This window comes from Curtobacterium sp. PhB25 (assembly GCF_004365375.1).
Lineage (GTDB): Bacteria > Actinomycetota > Actinomycetes > Actinomycetales > Microbacteriaceae > Curtobacterium.
Map to the genome: position 1 here is coordinate 351,037 of NZ_SODR01000004.1, position 18,937 is coordinate 369,973.

The 18,937-nt window shown below is 71.3% G+C and carries 20 protein-coding genes and 1 rRNA gene; 4 read left to right on the forward strand and 17 right to left on the reverse strand.

What is annotated here, in order from left to right; all coding sequences use genetic code 11:
* Positions 1-38 precede the first annotated feature (38 nt).
* Positions 39-899 (forward strand): NAD(P)-dependent oxidoreductase, encoded by an 861-nt coding sequence (locus tag EDF51_RS10605; RefSeq protein WP_134194829.1) that lies wholly within the window; start codon positions 39-41, stop codon positions 897-899.
* A 34-nt stretch (positions 900-933) separates the two neighbouring features.
* Here EDF51_RS10605 and EDF51_RS10610 read toward each other — a convergent pair whose 3' ends face one another.
* Entirely contained in the window at positions 934-2,481 is a 1,548-nt protein-coding gene (locus EDF51_RS10610) for a methyltransferase (RefSeq protein WP_208321840.1), read from the reverse strand.
* Positions 2,482-2,525: 44 nt separating this feature from the next.
* Complete coding sequence (locus EDF51_RS10615; RefSeq protein ID WP_123341244.1) at positions 2,526-2,891, reverse strand: helix-turn-helix domain-containing protein; 366 nt, start codon at positions 2,889-2,891, stop codon at positions 2,526-2,528.
* Positions 2,892-2,991: 100 nt separating this feature from the next.
* Here EDF51_RS10615 and EDF51_RS10620 point away from each other — a divergent pair, with 100 nt between their 5' ends.
* Entirely contained in the window at positions 2,992-4,245 is a 1,254-nt protein-coding gene (locus EDF51_RS10620) for an MFS transporter (RefSeq protein WP_134194831.1), read from the forward strand.
* Between the two features lie 155 nt (positions 4,246-4,400).
* Here the strand turns inward: EDF51_RS10620 and EDF51_RS10625 are convergent, their stop codons facing one another.
* On the reverse strand, positions 4,401-4,856 hold the full coding sequence (locus tag EDF51_RS10625) for a TIGR02611 family protein (RefSeq protein ID WP_134194833.1): 456 nt from the start codon (positions 4,854-4,856) through the stop codon (positions 4,401-4,403).
* 131 nt (positions 4,857-4,987) lie between these two features.
* The gene (locus EDF51_RS10630) at positions 4,988-5,320 is read right to left on the reverse strand and encodes a TraR/DksA family transcriptional regulator (RefSeq protein ID WP_134194835.1); all 333 of its coding nucleotides are present in this window, start codon (positions 5,318-5,320) and stop codon (positions 4,988-4,990) included.
* A 50-nt stretch (positions 5,321-5,370) separates the two neighbouring features.
* On the opposite strand from EDF51_RS10630, the gene EDF51_RS10635 reads away from it, so the two are divergent.
* The gene (locus EDF51_RS10635; RefSeq protein WP_134194837.1) at positions 5,371-6,408 is read left to right on the forward strand and encodes an LLM class flavin-dependent oxidoreductase; all 1,038 of its coding nucleotides are present in this window, start codon (positions 5,371-5,373) and stop codon (positions 6,406-6,408) included.
* 36 nt (positions 6,409-6,444) lie between these two features.
* Here the strand turns inward: EDF51_RS10635 and EDF51_RS10640 are convergent, their stop codons facing one another.
* Positions 6,445-6,954, reverse strand: a complete 510-nt coding sequence (locus EDF51_RS10640) for an ASCH domain-containing protein (RefSeq protein WP_243834095.1) — start codon at positions 6,952-6,954, stop codon at positions 6,445-6,447.
* Positions 6,955-7,078: 124 nt separating this feature from the next.
* Between EDF51_RS10640 and EDF51_RS10645 the strand changes: the two genes are divergently transcribed.
* Complete coding sequence (locus EDF51_RS10645) at positions 7,079-7,525, forward strand: DUF2510 domain-containing protein (protein WP_166673269.1); 447 nt, start codon at positions 7,079-7,081, stop codon at positions 7,523-7,525.
* Between the two features lie 114 nt (positions 7,526-7,639).
* Here the strand turns inward: EDF51_RS10645 and EDF51_RS10650 are convergent, their stop codons facing one another.
* The 12 genes from EDF51_RS10650 to rrf all read right to left on the reverse strand — a co-directional run.
* Complete coding sequence (locus tag EDF51_RS10650; protein ID WP_133939106.1) at positions 7,640-8,656, reverse strand: site-specific tyrosine recombinase XerD; 1,017 nt, start codon at positions 8,654-8,656, stop codon at positions 7,640-7,642.
* Between the two features lie 19 nt (positions 8,657-8,675).
* Complete coding sequence (locus EDF51_RS10655; RefSeq protein ID WP_133939090.1) at positions 8,676-9,257, reverse strand: DUF1349 domain-containing protein; 582 nt, start codon at positions 9,255-9,257, stop codon at positions 8,676-8,678.
* Positions 9,254-9,829, reverse strand: a complete 576-nt coding sequence (locus EDF51_RS10660) for an NUDIX hydrolase (protein WP_173170563.1) — start codon at positions 9,827-9,829, stop codon at positions 9,254-9,256. Before EDF51_RS10660 ends, EDF51_RS10655 begins: the two co-directional genes overlap by 4 nt.
* A gap of 228 nt (positions 9,830-10,057) precedes the next feature.
* Positions 10,058-11,773, reverse strand: a complete 1,716-nt coding sequence (locus EDF51_RS10665; protein WP_173170571.1) for a CTP synthase — start codon at positions 11,771-11,773, stop codon at positions 10,058-10,060.
* 190 nt (positions 11,774-11,963) lie between these two features.
* Positions 11,964-13,658: a DNA repair protein RecN gene (recN, locus tag EDF51_RS10670; RefSeq protein ID WP_134194839.1), complete on the reverse strand. Its 1,695-nt coding sequence runs from the start codon at positions 13,656-13,658 to the stop codon at positions 11,964-11,966.
* A gap of 25 nt (positions 13,659-13,683) precedes the next feature.
* The gene (locus tag EDF51_RS10675; RefSeq protein ID WP_111086586.1) at positions 13,684-14,613 is read right to left on the reverse strand and encodes an NAD kinase; all 930 of its coding nucleotides are present in this window, start codon (positions 14,611-14,613) and stop codon (positions 13,684-13,686) included.
* Positions 14,610-15,422: a TlyA family RNA methyltransferase gene (locus tag EDF51_RS10680; RefSeq protein ID WP_243692515.1), complete on the reverse strand. Its 813-nt coding sequence runs from the start codon at positions 15,420-15,422 to the stop codon at positions 14,610-14,612. The genes EDF51_RS10675 and EDF51_RS10680 overlap by 4 nt, the downstream gene beginning before the upstream one ends.
* A gap of 13 nt (positions 15,423-15,435) precedes the next feature.
* Entirely contained in the window at positions 15,436-15,603 is a 168-nt protein-coding gene (locus EDF51_RS19870) for a hypothetical protein (RefSeq protein WP_165932464.1), read from the reverse strand.
* A 10-nt stretch (positions 15,604-15,613) separates the two neighbouring features.
* The gene (locus EDF51_RS10685) at positions 15,614-16,585 is read right to left on the reverse strand and encodes an HAD-IIA family hydrolase (RefSeq protein WP_134194841.1); all 972 of its coding nucleotides are present in this window, start codon (positions 16,583-16,585) and stop codon (positions 15,614-15,616) included.
* A 31-nt stretch (positions 16,586-16,616) separates the two neighbouring features.
* On the reverse strand, positions 16,617-17,432 hold the full coding sequence (locus tag EDF51_RS10690) for a hypothetical protein (protein WP_131881746.1): 816 nt from the start codon (positions 17,430-17,432) through the stop codon (positions 16,617-16,619).
* Positions 17,423-18,451 (reverse strand): hypothetical protein, encoded by a 1,029-nt coding sequence (locus EDF51_RS10695; protein ID WP_133939094.1) that lies wholly within the window; start codon positions 18,449-18,451, stop codon positions 17,423-17,425. Before EDF51_RS10695 ends, EDF51_RS10690 begins: the two co-directional genes overlap by 10 nt.
* A gap of 399 nt (positions 18,452-18,850) precedes the next feature.
* Positions 18,851-18,937 (reverse strand): 5S ribosomal RNA (rrf, locus tag EDF51_RS10700); the annotation flags it as partial.

Sequence of the window (18,937 nt, forward strand, 5' to 3'; positions counted from 1 at the left end):
GCCCGGAGGGCGACCCGACGAGGATGTGGAGTGACGCGATGACGCGTGTAGTGGTGACCGGCGGCAGCGGCAAGCTCGGACGAGCGGTGGTGCGCGACCTCGATGCGCACGGGTACGACGTGGTGCTGCTCGACCGCGTGCCCTCCCCCGACCAGCCCGAGGGCGTGCAGTTCGTCCGGATCGACCTGACCGACTACGGCCAGGTCCTGAACGCCCTGCTCGGCATCGACGACCGGTACGACCACGTGGACGCCGTCGTGCACCTCGCGGCCGTGCCCGCTCCGGGGCAGGTCCCCGACGTGGCGCTCATCACGAACAACGTGACGGCGTCGATCAACGTCTTCCACGCCGCACGTGCCGCGAAGGTCAAGAACCTGGTGTGGGCGTCGAGCGAGACCCTGCTCGGCATCCCGATGGGCGAGCACCACCCGCCCTACCTGCCCGTCGACGAGGAGTTCGCGGTCCGCCCGCAGTCGTCGTACTCGCTCGGCAAGGCGGTCGAAGAGGAGATGGCCCGCCACTTCACCCGCTGGGACCCGGAGCTGAAGATGATCGGCCTGCGGTTCTCGAACGTGATGGACGAGACCGACTACCCGGCGTTCCCGTGGGACGCCACCCCCGAGGCGAAGACCTTCAACCTGTGGTCGTACATCGACTCGCGTGACGGCGCCCAAGCGGTCCGCAAGGCCGTCGAGGCCGAGCTCACCGGGTTCGAGGCGTTCGTCATCGCGAGCCCCGACACCGTGATGGACACCCCGACGATCGAGCTCGTCGAGCGCTTCGTGCCCGACATCGAGCGTCGCGCGGACATCGACGGCGTCAGCTCGCTGCTGTCGTCCGAGAAGGCCCGCGAGCTGCTCGGCTACGCCCCCGAGCACAGCTGGCGCGACGGCCGCTAGCAGCGCCCGCGTCCGCCGCTGAGCCGCCCCTTCGCTAGGCCGGCAGCAGCAGCCCGTCGAGCACCAGGTCGCGCGCCGCCGGCAGCAGGTCGGCGGCGAGCACCTGCTCGTCGACACCCGTGATCTGCGCGAGCGCGCCCACGATCGCGGCCACGGACAGGTCACCGTCGCATGCCCCGACGAACGCGGCGAGCGCCGTGTCGGCGTCCACCCGTCGTCCGAGTCCGCCGCCCTGCACGAGCGTCATCACCGTGGGGTCGTCGTTGCCCGGCCAGTAGTAGCGCTCCTCGGTGACGTCGCCCGCCACCGTCAGGTGCGCCGTGGCGAGCGCGGCGTCGTCGTGCGCAGCGAGCCACGCGGCCGCGTCCAGGACGCGAGCGACCGTGGCGCCGAGCCCGGCGGGGTTGGAGCCGAGCGTCTCGGGGACGCGCTCGAACCGGCGGAGGCTCGCCGTTCCTCCTGGCAGGGCTCGACGCACCACGACGTACCCGAAGCCGACGCCGGTAACACGGCGGTCCGCGAAGTCGTCGAGCCAGGCGCCCATGAGCGTGTCGAACTCGGGCGTCCCGGGCTTCGTGCCGCCGTCGCGGATCCAGGTCTCGGCGTACGACGTGGGGTCCTGGCGCTCGCGCTCGATGACCCACACGTCGAGGTCGGTGTCCGCGAACCAGCTGCGCACACGGTCGAGCCCGTCGACGCCCCAGTGGTACTCCCAGTTGCCGAGCAACTGCGCGGTCCCACCGGGTTCGAGGTGCTCGGACAGGCCGCGGAGCACGGTCTCGACGAGCGCATCGCCGACCATGCCGCCGTCGCGGTACTCGTACGAGGGGACGCCCGGCCGGCGGGGTGTGATGACGAACGGCGGGTTCGACACGATGCGGTCGAACCGCTCCCCCGTGACGGGCTCGAAGAGCGATCCGTACCGGAAGTCGATCCCGTTGATGCCGTTGAGCTGCGCGTTGAACCGGGCGATGTCGAGGGCGCGGCGCGAGATGTCGGTGGCGACCACGTGCTCGGCGAAGCGTCGGGCGTGCATGGCCTGGATCCCGCAGCCGGTGCCGAGGTCGAGGACCGTGTGGACGGGGACGGGGACCTGCAGACCGCTCAGCGTGGTGGTGGCGCCGCCGATGCCGAGGACGTGCTCCTCGCTGATCGCGTGGCCGAGGGCGAGCTCGCCGAGGTCCGAGACGATCCACCAGCTGCCGGCACCGAGGTCGTCGACGAAGGCGTAGGGGCGCAGGTCGACCGCCGGCTCCACGACTGCGGTGTCAGTGCCACAGACCCGCAGTAGCCCTGCCGCGACCACGGCGTCGAGCCCGGCGGTCGGGAACGCGGCTGCGGCGTCCGCGCGGGACGTCGGCAGTCCGAGCACGAACAGGGTGGCGAGGGTGCCGAGCGGGGATGTCTCACGAGCAGCCAGGGCACGGAGGGCCGCCACTCGCGACCCCCGGTGCAGCGATGCGGCCGCTTCGGTCCCCCAGAGTGCATCGACCCGGTCGACGGTGAAGCCGGCGGCGTCGAGGTCCGCGGCGAGCGCCGTCGTCACGGCCGGGTCAGCACCGATGTCGGGGAGCGTGTGCACGGCCGCCCCGGCGCCGGCGCCGGCACCCGCGCCGGGTACCGTGCTCACGACTCGATCCCGTCGCGGAGCAGCGCCGCGGGCACCTGCCAGTCGAGCACCAGGTCGAGCAGCCCCGGGAACCGCTGCTGCACATCCTCGATCCGGACCCGGCTGATGCGGGTCAGACCCTCGAGGTGCTGCTCGAGCAGTCCGGCCTCGCGCAGGACCCGGAAGTGATGGGTGAGCGTGGACTTCGGTCGGTCGATGCCGACCCAGCCGCAGCTCCGTTCACCACCGGCGGCGTCGACGAGGTAGCGGTGCAGGATCGCCAACCGGATCGGGTCGCTCAGGGCATCGAGGACGACGGGGAGGTCCATCTCGGCCACGGTCGGCTGGGGCAGCCGCTCGGGGGCATCGACGTGCGCGGGCATGGACGGGACGCTACCACCGTTCGGCTTGCTGTACGACTTGCGTCGTACTGCGGACTGCGGTACGAATGCAGTCGTACAACGGACCATCGGAAGGATGCTCATGCAGCAGTCAGCTCGCTCGGTCGCCGGGTTCTGGATCCTCGCGGCGATGCTCCTGGTGTCGGTCGCGTCGTCCGCGGTCCCCTCGCCGATCTACCCGGTCTACGCCGCCGAGTGGCACCTCACGCCGCTCATGCTGACCGGCGTCTTCGCCATCTACGTCGCCGGGCTGCTCGCGAGCCTGCTGATCGCCGGGCGGCTGTCCGACCACGTCGGCCGCAAGCCCGTGCTCGTCGCCGGAGGCCTGGGCGTCGCCCTGTCGCTCGGACTGTTCGCGATCGCGGACGGCGTCGGCGCGCTCATCGTCGACCGCATCGTGCAGGGCGTCTCCGTCGGGCTCCTGATCGGTGCGCTCGGGGCGGCCCTCATCGACAACTCGCTCGAGCGGCACCCGACCCTGGCCGGCGTGCTGAACGGTGTCATCCCGCCGATCGCGCTGGCCACCGGTGCGATGTCGAGCGGTGCGCTCGTGCAGTGGGGTCCGGCGCCGGAGCAGCTCGTCTACCTGGTCTTCGGCGCACTGCTCGTGCTCCTCGTGCTGGCGCTGTTCGTGGTCCCCGAGCAGGTCCAACGGCGCCCCGGAGCGCTCCGTTCGCTGCGTCCGACGATCAGCGTGCCGCGGAGCTCGCGTCGACTGTTCCGCGGGGTCGTCGGTTCCCTCGTCGCCAGCTGGGCCCTCGGCGGCATGTTCCTCTCACTCGTCCCCTCGGCCCTCGGTACGGTGTTCGGTATCACGAACCACTTCGCGGCCGGCGCACTCATCGCCGTCGTCACGGGCGTCGGCGCGCTGACCGGGCTCGCGACGCAGCGGATGGACGCTCGTCGCGCCGTGCTCGTCGGGCTCGTCGCCCTGGTGCTCGGGCCGATCGTGACCGTGGCGTTCGTGATGGCCCACTCCCTGCCCGGCCTCGTCGTCGGCAGTGCGATCGCCGGCATCGGCTTCGGTGCCGGGTTCCAGGCGCCGCTGCGGATGCTGCTCGCGACCGCGGCACCGACCCACCGCGCCGGACTGCTCTCGACGATCTACGTCGTCAGCTACCTGGCGTTCGGGGTCCCCGCCGTCATCGGTGGGCTGCTCGAACCATCGATCGGCCTCGTCCCCGTCATCGCCGGGTACGGCGGGTTCATCGTCCTCGCTGCCGTCGTCGCGCTCGTGCTGCAGCTGACGTCGAAGGACGCCGCCGCCGTCGAGGAGCAGGCCGCCGAGGTCATCGAGCGCACCGCCACCGGCTCGATCCGCGTCGCGGCGGAGTAGGCGCGCCCGGCGGGCGGCGCGCGCCAGGCGCACGGTGCGAGGTTGGTCATCCCGTGCGAGGTTGCTCGCTCAGTGCGCGCATACAGCGCCGCACGGAGCCATCAGCCTCGCACACAGTGACCAACACGGCACGGTGCCGGACGCGCCGGGCCGACTCAGTGGCCCGGGTGCGCCGAGTTGGCGCCGCGCGCCCGTCCACGAGCACGCACGCCGACCGTCCGCGCAGCACCCGTGTGGGCGGCGTCGACGTCGGCCTTGCCCCGGTCGGCAGCATCGCGCAGACGCTTCGGTCCGTGCCGCTTGGCCCAGTCCCAGAAGCGGTGCAGCTGCGCCTTGAGCCACACGATGATCTTGTGGAAGAAGTGGAACTCGCTCGCCAACACCGTGAGTCCGATGAACACCACGAGCCAACCAGGCCCGGGCAGCGGCACCAGGATGAGTCCGATGATGACGACCAGCCCGCCGACGATGCCGACGAGCACCTTGTAGAACAGGTGCAGGTGCGGCCGGGCGTGGATCCAGGTCCGCACGTCGTGGAACCACTGGAAGCGCTGACGCGGCGCACCGTCGGTCCGGCTCTCGCCGGGTCCGTCGTTCGCGTCACCGTCCATGCCGAAAACGTAGGGCGTGCGGCTGGGAATCCGCGGCGCACGCGGTGGACGCGGGGTGCGCGTGACGGAGGACGTGTGGCGGGGATGCGCCGCGCCTCCCGTCCGTCAGCGGGTGTCCGCCAGGAGGCCCGTCACGCGTGGGCGACGCACGTCGCGGCCCACGGGACGGCGGCCAATCGGGCCGCTGGGATCGGTTCGCCGCCGACCGCGCAGGTCCCGTAGGTGCCGGCGTCGAGCCGCGCGAGCGCGGCGTCCACCTGCTCGATCCGCTGCCGGGCCGCGTCGCGGACGGCGCCGAGTGAGCCGCGCTCCCACGCGAGGGTCGCGCCCTCGGGGTCGTGCTCGTCGTCGGAGTTGGCGTCCTGGCGGGCGTCACTGACGTCACGCATGCTCCGCTCGACGTCGGCGAGCAGCCGTACATTGCGAGCGCGTTCCGTGTCGAGCGCGGTGCGGGGGTCGTCCATGGCGGACACCGTAGTCGTGACGGAATGCCCGACTCTCCGGATGCGTTTGCATCGACATGACGAAGATCGGGTTCCTGTCGTTCGGACACTGGCGCGACGTGCCGGGGTCGAAGGTGCGCAGCGGGCGTGAGTCCCTGGTGCAGGCGATCGACCTCGCGGTCGCTGCCGAAGAGGCCGGCGTCGACGGCGCCTACTTCCGCGTGCACCACTTCGCACCGCAGCAGGCGGCACCGTTCCCCCTGCTGTCCGCGATCGCCGCGAAGACCAGCCGCATCGAGATCGGGACCGGCGTGATCGACATGCGCTACGAGAACCCGCTCTACATGGCCGAGGAGGCCGCGGCGACCGACCTGATCTCCGGCGGACGACTGCAGCTCGGAGTCTCCCGTGGCTCACCCGAGACCGCCCTCGCCGGTTACCAGCAGTTCGGCTACGTGCCGGACGCGTCCGACGAGAACGGCGGCGACATGGCCCGCGCGCACACCAGCGTGTTCCGTCGCGCCGTCGCCGGCGAACCGATGGCCAACGCCAACCCGCAGATGACCGGCTCGGTCGGATCGCTGCCGATCTCCCCGCTCTCCGACACGCTCGGCGACCGCATCTGGTGGGGCGCCGGCACACGAGCCACCGCCGAGTGGACCGCCGAACAGGGCATGAACCTGATGTCCTCCACCCTGCTCACCGAGGACACCGGCGTGCCGTTCGACGAACTGCAGGCCGAGCAGATCGAGCGCTTCCGCCGCGTCTGGGCCGAGTCGGGCTGGGAGCGAACCCCTCGGGTGTCGGTCTCGCGGAGTATCATCCCGATCATCGACGACGAGTCGCGGCACTACTTCGGCGTCCGCGCACAGGTCGAGGGGCAGGACCAGGTCGGACACCTCGACGGCGGGTTCGCCCGCTTCGGCCGCTCGTACATCGGCTCACCCGAGGACCTCGTCGCGGAGCTCGCGGCCGACCAGGCCGTCCGCGCTGCCGACACCGTGCTCGTCACGGTGCCGAACCAGCTCGGCGTCGACTTCAACGCGCGGCTGCTCGCCGCCGTGAAGGACGTGTTCACCGAGGTCGACGCGGCACCCGTCCCGGCCTGATCTGCTCGGTCAGGCGCTGACGGTCGGCGGCTGCGTCTACTCCGGCGTCGGCGTCGTCGTCTGGGTCGGCGCAGGCGTCGGCGTCGGCGTCGGCGTCGGCCAGATCAGCCGGAAGCGCTCGCAGACCACCGGCATGTCCGGTTCGAAGCCGCGCGGGTTCTCGGAGTGCTCACGCCAGTACGCCTCGTGCACCGTCCGCCAGTGCTCGAGAGTCCGGTCGCCCTCGCCTTCGGCGCGAGCGTGCTCGGCCCCGACGGCGTCGAACGGGACGATCCGGACGTCCGTCGTCTCGATGACGGCCCGGGGAACACCGGCGCCGTCGGTCACGATGCTGCACTCCCCGGCCGCGGGGAGCGGATCCCCCGTCGCCTCGTAGTCCCAGAGCGATGACGCTGTGCCGTCCTTGACCCCGCGGAGCACCAGGCCGAGCAGCTCATCAGCCTGGTGCGGCGTGGCACCGAACGACCACGCCTCCGGCACCTCGGCCGGCAGTTCCGAGGCCTCGTCGCGCCGCTCGTTCCAGAAGTCGTCCAGGCTCGCGGTCACCAGCCGACCGTAGCGCACCGCCGGGTGTCCGCACTTGTGCCGACACCCACCTTGGGACTGTGGCGGCGGGGCGGCGTCCCCTACCGTCGAGGAGCACCATCCCCCCGCACCTCGAGGAGTCCCCGTGACACTGCCGGCCGCAGGCTGGTTCCCGGACCCGCAGGACGCCAGTCGTCTCCGCTGGTGGGACGGTCACGCCTGGGGTGCCGCGACCCGTGTCCTGCCGAGTGCTCCGGAACCGGTCCTGCCGATCGTCGTCGCACCTGTCGGCCCCTCGTTCTCCGTGCACACGGCATCGATCCGGACCCACGCGTGGGCGTCCGGCGGCAGTCGCGACCGCCGGTTGTGCGTGTTCACGATACTCGCGGTGCTGCTGGCCCTGACGTCGATCCTCGTCAACCCGCTGGGTGTCAGCAGCGCGCTCGCCCTCGTGTGCGGGCTCGTCGGTGTCGCTCGCCCCGGTGCGACCGGCGGGTGGGCGGTCGCGGCGAGGAGTGCGTCCTCGAGCGCGGTGGTGGTGGCGGTCGCGACGGGCGCGGTGGCGGCATCGGCCCAGTTCCACCTCTTCTGACGCATCCGGGGCTGTCACCGTCCGACTTCGTGAGCAGAAATGGTCGGGTACCGACCAGCGACCCGACCATTTCTGCTCACGAAGTGCACGCCCGGGCCCGCCGAACGACGAGCCCTACCGCCGCGCCCGCGGATGCGCCGTCTGGTAGACGTCCCGCAGCATGTCCGCCGTCACCATCGTGTAGATCTGGGTCGTCGCGACGCTCGCGTGCCCGAGCAACTCCTGCACCACGCGCACATCGGCACCGCCCTCGAGCAGGTGCGTCGCGAACGAGTGCCGGAACGTGTGCGGCGACACATGCGCCTCGAGTTCCGCCGCCTCGGCCGCCGACTGGATCACGAGCCACGCGCTCTGCCGTGACAGCCGAGCACCTCGGGCGCCGAGGAACAGTGCCGGCGTCGAGGCCCCTCGTGCCGCGAACACCGGACGGGCCCGCACCAGGTAGGCGTCGATCGCCGCCCGGGCGAAACTGCCGAGGGGCACGACCCGCTGCTTGTTCCCCTTGCCGGTGACCTTCACGACGGCGAGACCGTCGGCGTCGGGGGCTGAGTCGTCGGACAGTGTCGTCACGTCGTCCACCGACAACCCCACCGCCTCGGAGATCCGCGCGCCGGTGGCGTAGAGCAGTTCGAGCAACGCCTTGTCCCGCAGCCGCACGGGGTCGTCCACACCGGAAACGCCGTCTGCGGAGACGTCCGTCGACACCGCGCCGAGCAGCCGCTCCATGTCCTCCACCGAGATCGCCTTGGGCAGCCGCATCGGGGCCTTCGGCGGCCGGACGGCGGTACCGGGGTCGAGCGGCAGCCAGCCCTCCCCCGCCGCGAAGGCCGTGAACGACCGCACCGAGCTGAGCATCCGGGCGATCGACCTCGGTGCCAGCGGACCGTCCGGCTTCGTCGCCAGGTAGGTCACGAACTCCGAGACGTCTGCCCGAGCGAGCCGCCCGACGTCGTCGATCGCAGATGCCCCGCCGGCCCGGTCGGCACCGTCGGACTCGACGACCGAAGCCGTCGCCAGCCACGAGGTGAACACCGCCAGGTCACGCCGGTACGCCGACAGCGTGTGCTGCGACAGCCCGCGCTCGATCGCGACGTGCCGCAGGTACGTCTCCGTGGCACGGTCCAGGGGAATCACGACAGCAGGCGCACGGTCAGTGCAGTGCCTCGTCGGGGGCCCCGACCCGGTACCCGGTGAACGTCACGGTCAGGCCGGCTCGCGTCGGAGCTGCACACAGCAGTCCGGCCGACACGGCAGCATCGGGATCGAGGTACGCAACCCGCACCAGCCGGGGTTCCTCGTCGTCGGCCCACGCCCGGACGGTCACGGCATCACCGTCGCGGCTGGCCCGGACGGTCACCACACGTCCCACCCACTCCGGCACGGGCGCCACCGACCAGTCCGAGAAGTCACGGGTCACCACGGCGCCGAGCTGCGGCGTCCCGTCGGAGAACTCGACACCGGCCTTGATCCAGTTCCGCTCGTCGACGCGCAGGAAGACACCGGCCTGGTCGAACTGCTCCGTGTAGTCGAGGACGAACGATGCCTCGACCGAGAACGACCCGTCGAGGGGCTGCACCAGCGCGTGCTCGGAGTCGTGGACGAACCCGTACGAGGTGGTCCGCCAGGCGTCGCTGCCCTCGACCGCGGTCACGCGCAGCACGTCGCCGTCGAACTCCACGGCCTCGGGCTCGTGCGTCCACGTCGCCGCGTCGACCAGTTCTCGCAGGCTCATGCGCGGCCTCGCTCGAGCGCATCCACCGCGAGCACGGCCACGACCAGCCCGGAGTTGTGCAGCCGACCATCGAGGATCGCCTCCACCAGCTCGGCCCGCGGCACCCACCGCTTCACGATGTCGGCTTCCTCAGCCTCGCGCTCGAACGCCGTCGTCGTGGGCCGCACGCCCCGGGCGCGGTAGACCTGCAGGAATTCGTTGCTCCCGCCGGACGACGTGTTGTACCGGACCAGCGGCTCCCAGGTGTCCGCTTCGAGGTCGGCCTCTTCAGCGAGTTCGCGGGCGGCAGCGACCTGGAGGTCCTCGCCCTCGACGTCGAGCAGGCCGGCCGGCAGCTCCCAGTCGCGCACCCGCACGGGGTGCCGGTACTGCTGGATCACGAGGACACGGCCCTCGTCGTCCTCGGCGTAGACCGCGACGGCACCGGTGTGGTCGATGTACTCCCGCACCATCGTCTCGTCGTGGTACGCGATCGCGTCGCGGCGCACGTCCCAGACGGCGCCGTCGTACACGACGGTGGACTCGGTGACCTCGAACGAGGCGGCTTCGTCAGCGATGGGTGCGTCAGTCACGGAACCATCCAAGCACGCGCCCCTCGCGGAACCAGGTTCCGGACACAGCACCGCGTCGTTCCGTGGTTCCGTGTCCGGAACCAGGTTCGGTGGGCGCGACCAAAGACTGACGGGAGGCGCGGTGCCAGCTGGCACCGTCCCTCCAGGCACGGCCGTCACCCCGCTGGCGCGGTGCGCCGGTACCGGCTGGCGGGGCCCACCTCCCGTCCGCTCGTGGCTGGGCTGTGCTTACGCGACCTGCTCCTCGTTCTGCGGGTCGAACAGGCTGGACGCCTCGTGGCGCTCGATCGCGGCCGCGACGAGCCCCGCGAACAGCGGGTGCGCGTTCGTCGGACGCGAGCGCAGCTCCGGGTGCGCCTGCGTCGCGATGTAGAACGGGTGCACGTCACGCGGCAGCTCGACGTACTCGACCAGGCTGCCGTCGGGCGACGTGCCCGAGAACACCAGGCCGGCGTCCGCGATCTGCTGCCGGTACGTGTTGTTGACCTCGTAGCGGTGACGGTGGCGCTCGGACGCCTCGGGCGCACCGTAGAGCGACTCGGCCAACGAGCCGGAGCTGAACGTCGCCGGGTACAGGCCGAGGCGCATGGTGCCGCCCAGGTCGCCGCCGGCGATGATGTCCACCTGCTCCGCCATGGTCGCGATGACCGGCGTCGAGGTCTCCGGGTCGAACTCGGTGCTCGACGCGTCGGTCAGGCCGGCCTCGTGGCGGGCGTACTCGATGACCATGCACTGCAGGCCGAGGCACAGGCCGAGCGTCGGGATGCCCTGCTCACGGGCGAAGCGCAGCGCGCCGAGCTTGCCCTCGATGCCGCGCACGCCGAACCCGCCGGGGATGCAGATGCCGTCGACGTCGCCGAGCTGCTTCGCAGCGCCCTCGGGCGTGGTGCAGTCGTCGGAGACGACCCACTTCAGCGTCACCTTCGCGTCGTGCGCGAAGCCGCCGGCACGGAGCGCCTCGGTGACCGACAGGTAGGCGTCCGGCAGGTCGATGTACTTGCCGACGAGGGCGATCGTGACGTCCTTCTTCGGCTCGTGCACGGCACGGAGCACCGGCGTCCACGCGGTCCAGTCGACCGGGCCGGCCTCGAGCTTGAGCGCGTCGACGATGACCTGGTCGAGGCCCTGGTTGTTCAGCAGCGTCGGCAGGTCGTAGATCGACGGGACGTCCACGGCGTTCACCACGGCGTCCTCGTCGACGTCGCACATCAGGGCGATCTTCTTCTTGTTCGAGTCCGACACCGGGCGGTCCGACCGCAGCACGAGGGCGTCGGGCTGGATGCCGATCGAGCGGAGCGCGGCGACCGAGTGCTGCGTCGGCTTCGTCTTCTGCTCACCCGAGGCGTTCATGAACGGCACGAGCGAAACGTGCACGAAGAACACGTTGTTGCGGCCGAGCTCGTGGCGCACCTGGCGCGCCGACTCGATGAACGGCTGCGACTCGATGTCGCCGACGGTGCCGCCGACCTCGGTGATGATGACGTCGGGCTGCGGGTCGTTCTCCGCCTGCTCGCGCATCCGACGCTTGATCTCGTCGGTGATGTGCGGGATGACCTGCACGGTGTCACCGAGGTACTCGCCACGACGCTCCTTGGCGATCACCGTCGAGTACACCTGGCCGGTCGTGACGTTCGCCGACTGCGCCAGGTTGATGTCGAGGAAACGCTCGTAGTGTCCGATGTCGAGGTCCGTCTCCGCACCGTCGTCGGTCACGAAGACCTCGCCGTGCTGGAACGGGTTCATGGTGCCCGGGTCCACGTTGAGGTACGGGTCGAGCTTCTGCATGACGACCTTGAGGCCGCGAGCCGTCAGGAGATTGCCGAGGCTGGCTGCCGTCAGGCCCTTGCCGAGAGACGAGACGACCCCGCCGGTCACGAAGATCTGCTTCGTCACCTTCGGGGTCGGGGTGTTTGCCTGGGTACCGCTGCTGAGAGTGTCCGCCACGGGATTCCATCGTACGTCAGAACTGCCGGGAGGCGCGACCTCGGTTCGCCGTGGGCGTTGCGCGGGGTGGGCGGCCGGGTCGTCGGGCCGTGCGCGCGTGGGCGCGCGTGCTTGCCTGCGTCCCTGCGTGCTTGCCTGCGTGCTTGACTGCGTGCTTGCCGTGCTTGCTTGCTTGCGGCCGCGTGGCAGGTCAGGCCGTCTGGCCGGCCACGTCGAGCAGTTCGCGGGCGTGCTCCACGCCGCTCGCGCTGTCGCCGAGCCCCGAGAGCAACCGCGCCATCTCCTGCAGGCGGTCCTCGCCCTCGAGCCGTCGCACGCTCGACGAGGTCACGGCGCCACTCGCGTCCTTCACCACGTTGAGGTGGTTGTTCGCGAAGGCCGCGACCTGCGCCAGGTGGGTGACGACGATGACCTGCGTGCGCTCGGCGAGCTTCGCCAGCCGACGGCCGATCTCGATCGCCGCGGCACCGCCCACGCCCGCGTCGACCTCGTCGAAGACGAACGTCGGCACGGTCGTGCTGCCGGCCATCACGACCTCGATCGCGAGCATCACGCGCGAGAGCTCGCCGCCCGATGCCCCCTTGCCGATCGGTCGGGGGTCCGTGCCGGAGTGCGGCTGCAGCAGGATCGACACCTGGTCGCGTCCGTGTCGTCGGTACTCCCCCGCGTCGGTGACCTCGACCACCAGGGTGGCGCCGGCCATCGCGAGTGTCTTCAGCTCGGTCGTGACGCGCTTCGCGAGGTCCGCTGCCGCCTTCGTGCGGGCAGCGGTCAACGCGGCCGCGGCCAACCCGAGTGCCTGTTCGTCCTGTTCGACGGACTGCTGGAGGGCGGCGATGCGGTCGTCGTCGCCGTCCAGCTCGAGCAGGCGGTCGCTCGCCCGCTGCCCGTAGTCGATGACGTCGTCGACGGTCTCGCCGTACTTGCGGGTGAGGCCGGCGAGCAGGGCGCGCCGTTCGTTGATGAGCTCGAGGTCGTGACCGGCCTCGGGCTCGAGCGAGCCGAGGTAGCTGGAGATGCTCGCCGAGGCCTCGGCCGCCTGGATGCCGAGCTCCGTGAGCTGTTCGAGCACGGGCTGCAGGGCGGCGTCGGAGTCGGCGACCCGCTCGACGGCGCGTCGGGCGGACTCGACCAGGCCGACGACGTCGGAGACGCCATCGAGGGACTCGCTGGACAGGGCCTCGTGCGCCAGGGCCGCGGACAGCCGGAGTTCCTCGAGGTTGCCGAGCCGGTCGGCGCGCTCGGCGAGCTCGACGTCCTCGCCGGGCTGCGGGTCGGCCGCTTCGATCTCGTCCGAGGCAGCGCGGATCCGGTCGGCTTCGGCCACCCGCTCGTCGCGGTCGCGCGTCAGTGTCTCGAGTTCGCCCGTGTGCTGCTGCCACGCGTCGTACGCGGCGACGTACCGGTTCAGGGCCTTCTCGAGGGCCGCCCCGCCGAAGCCGTCGAGCGCCGCACGCTGCGCGGTCGACGAGGTCAGTCGGATCTGGTCGGACTGGCCGTGCACCGTCACGAGCTGGTCCGCGAGTTCACCGAGCACGGCGACGGGAGCGCTGCGGCCCCCGACGGTCGCACGGCCGCGCCCCTCGGCCGAGACCGTGCGCGTGAGGATCAGTTCGCCGTCCTCCACCGCGCCGCCGGCGTCCTCGACGCGTTCGGCGACGGCAGCGTGCTCGGGGACGTTCCACCGGCCCTCGACCACGGCGCTCGAGGCACCACGGCGGACCGAACCGGCGTCCGCCCGAGCACCGAGCAACAGCCCGAGGGCCGTGACGATCATGGTCTTGCCGGCACCGGTCTCGCCCGTGACGACGGTGAACCCCGGACCGAGTTCGAGCGTGGTCTCGCCGATGACCCCGAGGTCACGGATCGCGATCTCCTCGATCATCGGTGGTGCTCCTCGCCTCGGCCGGTCACAGGTGGTCCTCGTCCTCGTCGGTCTGCGGCCCGCGCCACCCGGTGACCGGGAGCCGGAACTTCGCGACCAACCGGTCGGTGAACGGGGCGTCCTTGAGGCGCGCGACCCGCACGGGGTCCGGCGACCGTCGGACCTCGACGCGAGCGCCCGGCGGCAGGTCGTGCGTCCGGCGACCGTCGCACCACAGCACCCCGACACCGCTCGTGCGCCGCAGGACCTCGATCGCGAGCGTGCAGTCCGGGCCCACCACGATCGGGCGGGCGAACAGGGCGTGCGCGCTGAGCGGCACCATCAGCAGGGCGTCGACGTCGGGCCAGACGATGGGACCGCCGCCGGAGAACGAGTACGCCGTGGACCCGGTGGGGGTCGACACGACGACGCCGTCGCACCCGAACGAGGACAGCGGGCGTCCGTCGACCTCGGTCACCACTTCGAGCATGCGCTCGCGCGATGCCTTCTCGATGGTGGCCTCGTTGAGCGCCCAACTCGAGTAGACGATCTGGTTGCCGACGACCACGTCGACCTGCAGGGTGACGCGCTCCTCGACGTGGTACTCACCCGACAGAGCACGCTCGACGGTCTCGGCGAGGGCGTCCCGCTCGCTCTCCGCCAGGAAGCCCACGTGCCCGAGGTTCACGCCGACGATCGGTGCCCGCGTCTCGCGCACGAGTTCGGCCGCGCGCAGGATCGTGCCGTCGCCGCCGAGCACGATGACGATCTCGAGCTGGTCCGCCTGGACGTCGACGCCCAGGATGTCGACCTGCCCCACCGAGGCTTCGGCCCGCCGGATGTCGGCGTACTCGTCGAACGGCATCACCGGGATCAGACCGGCGGCGTGCAGGAGGTCGCAGACCTCGACCGCAGCGTCGATCGAGTCACGGCGACCCGTGTGGGAGACGAGCAGGATGTGCCGGTCGTCGCTCATGCGGTCCCCTCTGTGAGTTCGGTTGCTCGGACTCTCCATTCTGTCGGATTGCCACCGACACCACGCTGGAAGCGCGCGAGGTACTCGTGGTTCCCGTGCGTCCCGATGATGGGCGACGCCGCGAGCCCGGTGGTCCCGAAGCCCAGGTCCCACGCGGCCCACAGGACGTTCATCAGGGCGTCGTCGCGGAGCGCCGGATCGTGCACGATGCCCTCGCGCACCCCACCGCGACCGACCTCGAACTGCGGCTTCACCAACAGGACGAAGTCGTCGGCGGGGACGGCCTCGGCCAGGGCGGGCAGCACGAGCCGGAGCGAGATGAAGGACAGGTCGCCGACCACCAGGGTCGTCTCGGCTGCGGCGCCGTCGAGCGCGAGGTAGTCCGACCGGGTCAGGCTGCGGGCGTTGGTGCCCTCGACCACGGCGACACGTTCGTCGACGGCGATCGTCGGGTGCAGTTGCCCGTGCCCGACGTCGAGCGCGATGACCCGGCGAGCACCACGGGCCAGGAGCACCTGCGTGAAGCCACCCGTGCTCGCACCGACGTCGAGCACCACACGGCCGGACGGGTCGACGCCGAACGCATCGAGCGCTCCGATCAGCTTCTGGGCAGCGCGGGAGACCCACTCGTCGGCCGCGTCGACCACGATGTCGGCAGCCGGCGAGGTCGGGGTGGAGGGCTTCACGACAGGACGACCGTCCACCGTCACCCGGCCGTCCTGGATGAGCTTGGTGGCAGCGGTGCGCGAGCGCGCGAGGCCACGTGTCGCGAGCAGGGCATCGAGGCGGACCGGGGTCGCGTCGGGCACGGCTCCGTCCGGTTCAGGCACTCGCGGTGCCGCCGCTCTCGAGCCGCGTGCGCAGCTCGTCGTGGAGTGCCGAGAACGCGTCTGCACGTTCGACGAGCGGCAGGGTCTCGGCCGCCGAGGTGCGCACGGCGAACTCGTCCTGCGGTTCCAGGTCGGCGGACGGCTGCTCGGGGTTCGGCACGTCCGACACGCTACTCGCCGCCGTACAGCTGCGGGTCCACGTCGAGGCCGTAGATGGCCAGACCGGACTCCCAGATCAGCGCTGCGCCGGCGCGGAGTCGATCGATGTCGCTGCCGGCGTCGAGCACCCGCACCACGTGTCCCCGCATCGCCACGGTGGCGCTGCCGACGGTGACGTACCGCGTGCCGTCGTCGTCCTGCCGCCGGACGATCACCGGGTAGGGCTCGGACAGACCACGGAGGTCCTCGAGCACGAACACCGGACGTGAACGCTGATCGGCCGCGAGCACCTGCTTCGCCTGGTCGATGCCCGTGAGCACGAGGACGCTCGGGATCCCGACGTCGTTCGCCCCCTTGATGTCGGTGTCGAGACGGTCGCCGATGAACAGTGTCTTCCCACCGCCGAACCGCTCGACCGCGGCGTCGAAGATCGGGCGCTCCGGCTTGCCGGCGACCACGGGCATCCGCCCCACGGCCTGGTGGACCGCGGACACGAGCGTGCCGTTGCCGGGGGCGATGCCGCGCTCGACCGGGATCGACCAGTCCATGTTCGTGGCGACCCACGGGATCGCCGGGTCGGCCAACGCGAACGACGCCTCGGCCAGTTCCTTCCACCCGAGGTCCGGGGAGAAGCCCTGGATGACCGCGGCCGGGGAGTCCTCGGCACTGGTCGTCACCGTGAAGCCGGCGGCCTCGACGATGCTCGACAGTCCCAGCCCACCGGTGACGAGCACCGTCGCGCCGGCGGGCACCAGCGTCGACAGGAGCTGCACGCCCGCCTGCGACGACGTGACGACGTCGTCCTCGGACACCTCGAGCCCGTAGCGCTCGAGGTGCTCGGCGACGTCGATCGTTCGTCGGGACGCGTTGTTGGTGATGTACCCGACCCGTGCGGTCAGCGATGCCCGTGTGAGCGCCTCGACCGCGTGCGGGATGGCGTTGCGCCCCCGGTAGACGACGCCGTCGAGGTCCGTGAGCACCACGTCGACGCCGTCGGTCGGCGCGGTCGGGACGTCAGTCGGCTGCGGAGCCGTCGACGTCGCGGGGGTTGTCGTCGTCGAGCTCGCCGGGCTCGTCGGCGTCGCCGGGTTCGCCGACGACGTCGGGCTCGGCGAGGGCTGGCTCGTCGTCGTCGAGGTCGGCGTCGTCGTCGTCGTCGAGCTGGTCGGTGTCGTCGAGCTCGCCGGCGTCTCCGTGTTCTTCGACTTCGAGCGTTTCCTCGACCACATCAACTGTCTCCCAAGCGTTCTCGTCGGCGGCTTCGGCGAGAGCCGTTGCCGCACGGTCGACACGGGCCCACCACTCGTCGGCCTCGTCCTGGCGGCCGAGCTCTTCGAGCGTGGCCGCGTAAGCACTGTAGAGCGCCGGTGACCACGTGTAGGCCGTGGACGGGTCCAGCTGTGGAATCTCCAGCTCGCCCAGGGCAGCTGTGGGGTTCCCGAGGTCGATGCGTGCGCCGGACATCGCGATCGCGAGTTCGACCTGCACCGCGGTGTCGAGCGCGGCACGCTCCACCGAACGACCGAGTTCGAGCGCACGCTCGGGGCGGCCGAGGCCTCGTTCGCAGTCCACCATCATCGGGAGCTGGTCGTTGCGGCCGGAGATGCGCCGGTAGGTGCGGAGCTCGCGCAGCGCGGTCGCGAAGTCCCCCAGGCGGTACGCCGTGATCGCAGCGGTCTCGCGGACGACACCGACGCGACCGGCACGGCGGGCGGCGCTCAGGGCGTGCTCGTTCGCCAGAGCGGGGTCCTCGTCGACGAACAGCGCCGCGGCCACGAGGTGCCGGGCGACCCAGTCGGCGTTGTCCTTGCTGAGCGTCTTCAGCTCCATGCGCGCTGCGGGGTCGAGGTCGCGCGCATCGATCTCGTCGGGGATGTCCGGGTCGTCGTGGCGCGGGCGGATCGACTTCGTGCCGTACGGGTCGCGGTCTTCCCAGTCGTCGCGGGCTGCCTCGCCGAACCGTGCGCCGGCGTGACGCGTCCCGTCGCCGAAGCGGCGTCGGTCGTCGCCACCGTCCTGACGCGGGCGGTCGCCACCGCGGGCCGGACGGTCCGAAGCACCCCGGAAGGACGGACGATCGCCGTCACGACGCGGACGGTCGGCGTCGCGGGCCGGACGGTCGGAACCACCGCGGTACGCGGGACGGTCGGAACCACCGCGGTACGCGGGACGGTCGCCGTCACGACGCGGACGGTCCGATGAGCCGCCACGGTACGACGGACGGTCGCCATCACGAGCCGGGCGGTCAGAACCACCGCGGTACGGGCGGTCTCCACCGCGGTCGGGACGGTCGGAACCACCGCGGTACGCGGGACGGTCGCCATCACGACGCGGGCGATTCGAGCCGCCCTGGTACGGGCGGTCACCATCACGACGCGGACGATCCGAACCACCGCGGTGAGCAGGACGATCGCCGTCGCGGGCGGGACGGTCCGAGCCACCGCGGTAGGCCGGCCGGTCGCCATCGCGGGCGGGACGGTCGGGACGGTCCGACCCACCGCGGTACGCGGGACGGTCGCCATCACGACGCGGACGATCCGAACCACCCTGGTAGGGGCGGTCCCCATCACGACGCGGACGATCCGAACCACCACGGTAGGCGGGACGGTCACCATCACGCGCGGGGCGGTCCGACCGGAACGGACGGTCCCCGTCGCGGCGCGGACGCTCAGCACCGCGGGGGCCGTCGCCGCGCGGCGGACGGCCGGAGTCGCCGCGATCGCTCCGCCACGACGGACGATCATCACGGTCTCCGGAGCGGAACGGACGGTCGCCACCGCTCCGCGGCGCACTGTCGCGACGTGCAGCGCCGTCGCGGAACGGACGGTCGGAGCGCTCAGGACGGTCACGACGGTCATCCTCACGGCGTTCGAAGTCACGCGGACCGGACGACCAACGGCCTCCGCTCGCAGCGTCTCCGCGCGGACCTCCGTCGCGTCGAGGGGCTCGGTCGTCCCGTCGGGGTCGGTCTCCCCGGTCGCCGTCGTTCCGCCGCTCGTCGTCGTTCGCCACCGTTGCTCCTCATCGCGTGCCCGAGCCGAAGGCCGGGCGTTCGTCCGCTGTGTCGTTGTGTTGGGTGCCGCGTCGGTCGGACCGACGTTCGAGCTCCAGTCCATCACGAACCGGAGCCGACGTCGAGCGACGAGCGACGAGCGGCAAACAGAAATGGCCACCGGCCACCACCGTGAACGAGGGTCTCCCCTGCGATTTCACGATGGAGGGCCGATGGCCACATCTTCTTACGTTAAGTCCGGCGGCGTCCTACTCTCCCACAAGGTCCCCCTTGCAGTACCATCGGCGCTGAGAGGCTTAGCTTCCGGGTTCGGAATGTGACC